This window comes from Liquorilactobacillus mali, assembly GCF_001437155.1.
GTDB lineage: Bacteria > Bacillota > Bacilli > Lactobacillales > Lactobacillaceae > Liquorilactobacillus > Liquorilactobacillus mali_A.
Genome location: NZ_JQAR01000005.1, coordinates 1 through 4,052 on the forward strand (window position 1 = coordinate 1; position 4,052 = coordinate 4,052).

At 37.3% G+C, this 4,052-nt stretch carries 4 protein-coding genes; all 4 read right to left on the reverse strand.

Features of this window, described 5'->3' with window-relative positions:
* Positions 1-112 precede the first annotated feature (112 nt).
* Entirely contained in the window at positions 113-1,480 is a 1,368-nt protein-coding gene (mgtE, locus tag IV36_RS03435; protein WP_056990801.1) for a magnesium transporter, read from the reverse strand.
* A gap of 6 nt (positions 1,481-1,486) precedes the next feature.
* On the reverse strand, positions 1,487-2,389 hold the full coding sequence (locus IV36_RS03440; protein ID WP_056990802.1) for an RluA family pseudouridine synthase: 903 nt from the start codon (positions 2,387-2,389) through the stop codon (positions 1,487-1,489).
* Positions 2,379-3,185, reverse strand: coding sequence for an NAD kinase (locus IV36_RS03445; protein ID WP_056990803.1), 807 nt, complete (start codon positions 3,183-3,185; stop codon positions 2,379-2,381). Before IV36_RS03445 ends, IV36_RS03440 begins: the two co-directional genes overlap by 11 nt.
* 94 nt (positions 3,186-3,279) lie before the next feature.
* The gene (yjbM, locus tag IV36_RS03450) at positions 3,280-3,912 is read right to left on the reverse strand and encodes a GTP diphosphokinase (protein ID WP_056990804.1); all 633 of its coding nucleotides are present in this window, start codon (positions 3,910-3,912) and stop codon (positions 3,280-3,282) included.
* Between the last annotated feature and the right edge of the window lie 140 nt (positions 3,913-4,052).

The following is a 4,052-nucleotide window of genomic DNA, read 5'->3' on the forward strand; positions in this document are numbered from 1 at the left end:
CAAAATTCGGTTTCTCGTCCTATTTGCTTATACAGAGGCTAGTTATGTCACAGCCTCCTATTTAATATTCTCTGTAACATTTACAGCAAATTCATGAACTATTTTAAATGAGTCATTTCTTTACAATAAATGATAAAAATAGACTCGCAATATTGAAATAAATTAAGACAGAAGTTAAATCACTAAGAGTTGAAATGAAAGGACCTGAAGCAACAGCTGGATCAAAACCCATCTTGTCCATGGCCATAGGAATAATACTACCAGCCAAATTGGCCACAATAATTGCACACATCATAGCCAAGCCAATTACAAAACCTAAAACAAAATTACTCTTCCAAATTCCAACGATTATAAAAATTGTTAATCCTGTAATTACCCCTATTATGAGACCAGTCAATAATTCGGTAATAATCGTCTTGAAAAGACCATCATCATCATCTTTAGAAGCAAGTTTCCTGACTGCAACAGCCAAGCTTTGCGTCCCAGCATTCCCCGCAGTACCCGTAATAGACGAGATAAAAACTGCCAAGATACTTGCCTCACTTACTAGCTGTTCATAATGCGAAATTAATGTTGCTGTTGACATCCCCAAAAAAAGCAGTGTTACAAGCCATGGTAATCTCTTCGAAGCAGATTTAAAGGGATTAGTTGTGCTTTCCTCAGTATCAACACCAGCCAGTCCGGAATAATCTTCAGCAGATTCTTCATCAATAACATCGATAATATCATCAACTGTGATAATCCCAATCATCTTTTCATCATAATCTGTCACTGGAATTGCCAAAAAGTTATAGTCACGAATCGTCTTAGCAACATCTTCTTGGTCTTCATCGACTTTTACTGACATTACTTGGTTATTCATGATTTCTTCAATCAACAAATCGTCATCGCTAATCAACAAGTCCCTTAAGGTGACTACACCAATAAGTTTGTCATCAGCATCGACCACGTATGAATAATAAATTGTTTCCGCATCAACTGCAGCTTTTTTCAAAACATGCAGCGCAGATCTAGCAGTTTGATTGACGACAATCTTGACGAACTCGGTTGCCATGATAGCTCCGGCCGTTTTATCTTCATAGTGCAGCATTTCTTTGATTTCTGCAGCATTTTCCCGTGGCAACAGCCTTAAGTACTTATTTAAACTTACATTATCCACATATGCCAAAATATCAACAGCATTATCAGTATACATCTCAGATATTACCCCTGCAGCATACTTAGTTGACATCTCTTGAAAATATTTTGCTACATCTTCAGGTTCTTCCTCGATCGCATTAAAGGTATCGGCCAATTCAGCAGGAGTGAGATAGCGATACACCCTTGCTCGTTGTTTTTCATCTAAATTAACAAAAATTAATGCCTGTTCATACACATGAAGCATTAAAAATTGTTTGTGAAATTTTGTTGCCTGTTGTTGATCAAGCAAATTAACGATTTTATCTCTTATATCTGCATCTCTCTTCTCTCTATCTCCCATGAATTATCACCCCTTAACGTTGAACTCGTTATTAATAAACATTTGCATGTCATTTGCAATTTTACTCGTAATTGTTAATTCTTTATTTAGAAATGGATGAAAAAAAGTCACCTGCTGACAATGAAGTGCCTGTCTTTGCAGCGGAAGCCTACTAACTCCACCATACAATGTATCTCCTACAAGTGGCATCCCCAAGAATGCACTATGAACTCTAATTTGGTGAGTTCTGCCCGTATGCAACTGTACCCTGCAAAGAACATAGTCCTGACATTCGGATTCTTTCCAATACTCGGTGCTCGCATATTTTCCATTTTTTGCAACCATTCTTCTTACAAGAGAGCCTTGCATCCGAGCAAGCGGTAAATTTATTAGTAAGTGGTTTGTTGCCATACTTCCTTGCAATATTGCATAGTAAAATTTCTTAATTTCATGTGCCTTTAACTGTTCATCGATCATTGCATGGGCATACCGATGTTTTGCAAACAATACGATTCCCGAAGTGTCACGATCAAGTCGCGTTGCTATGTGGGGCCCAATTCCTTTATAGCCCCTGATCCGGTAGTATCCCAATACTCGCGCAACAAGTGAATCTTCCTTATGCAACGCCGAAGGGATAGACGCAACACCTGCTGGTTTATCAACAACCAAGTAGTCACGATCCTCGTACAAAATATTAAGCGGTACAAATGAAGGCACAAGAAAGGGACTGATCTTTTCAGATGGTAAGCTGATTACTAGCGAATCACCACTTATCATCTTATCAATTTTTCTGCCTTCATTACCATTTATGAGTAATTTGCCACCATCAGAACGAACTGTAGCCAATAATCGGCGCGAGACTTTCTTTTGCTTCAAGAATGTTTTTACCCTTATTGGCTGATTTCCATTATAAAACCAACTAATTTGCATACTCTGCCCCAATAAACGCATCTTGGACCCTTTGCCAAAATTGCATATGCCGATATTTGGCGAATTGTATGCTTCTATTTGAGATTTTAAATCTAATCTGTTCAATTCTCCTACCATGAAAACTATCCTGATCAACTGTGAGAATATAATCGCATTCACTTGCCGGAACCAAGGTTACCCAATCATTCGGTGCAATTATCATTGGTGAACTTAAAGTTCGAAAAACTCTATTGTTTATGGAACTTATCTCGGTCATCTGTAAGACCTTTAAATTAGGATGAATCACAGCACCGCCCAGCGACTTATTATAAGCAGTTGAGCCAGTCGGGGTAGAGATACAAAGGCCATCACCCCTGAACTTCTCGAATAGGTCGCCACCTACGAAAACATCAGTTACCATGGTTGCACTATTTCGCTTTAAAGTCGCTTCGTTCAATGCTAAAAGATTGACCGGTCTTTGATCATCTTCGTATTTAACCCTTATATCCAGCAAAGGATAGCTTACCGACTGACCATTGTCTGATTGCAGGCTGATAACCAAATCATCAATCTCATCATCACGCCAATCTGTGTAGAATCCCAAATGACCAGTATGCACTGCAACAAAACGAACTGTATCCAAGATATTTTCATATTTATGAAAGGCCGCCAATAAAGTCCCATCACCACCAATGGTTACAACGATGTCAGGATTCTCTTCGTCCATGACAAAATGCGTATCCTCAAACTTTTTTCGGAGTTTTTTGGTTACTTCTACTGATTGACGCCCATCATTTGTAAAAATCGCGATTTTCATAGCCAACCTCTTCTAAATTCGTTCTTAATTTAACCACCATTTCATATTATCGCACGAGTGTAGTATAAAAGAAAATATTTTACAAATGAAACCATTATCTTTTATCATTACCTCTTCGATATGAAAATTCTCGTTGTGCATCCTTTATTTCTTCCCGAATTGCTGACATTTCCTGGTCTAACTGAAAAGCCGCTTCGGCAGCCCTCTTTAACCTAACCTCTAGTTCGACCGGAATTTGGCCATTATACTTGTAGTTTAAAGAATGCTCAATTGTGGCCCAAAAATTCATTGCTAGTGTTCTAATTTGAATTTCGGCCAGCACATCTTTTTGCCCTTCCAGTAACTGAACCGGATACTTTATAATTAGATGATATGAACGATATCCACTTTCTTTTTCATTAGCAATATAATCTCTTTCTTCAATGACACTTAAATCGTTTCGTTTCCTAATTAACTTTACTAATTGATAAATATCATCAACAAACTGGCACATTATCCTAATACCAGCAATATCTTCCATTTCAGTTTCTAAATTCTTTTCAATAATATTGCGACGCTGCATTTTTTCAATTATGCTATCTATGGGTTTTACCCGAGCCGTTACAAATTCGATTGGGACATGTTGCTGCGATAGTCTAAACTGGTCGCGTAACGATGTAAATTTTGCCTTTAACTCAGATGTAGTCTGCTTATAAGGTAATAAGAAGTCTGTCCAATCTTCCTTCAAAATAATCCCCTCTAACCTAGATTAAATTATAACCCTCAGTTTAACATATCTTTATTGCAAACGTAATAATTGCAAGTAAAACTAAATTCTTACTTATTTTAATCAAAAATAAGCACAATTATTGAATTATTTTTTTTTTT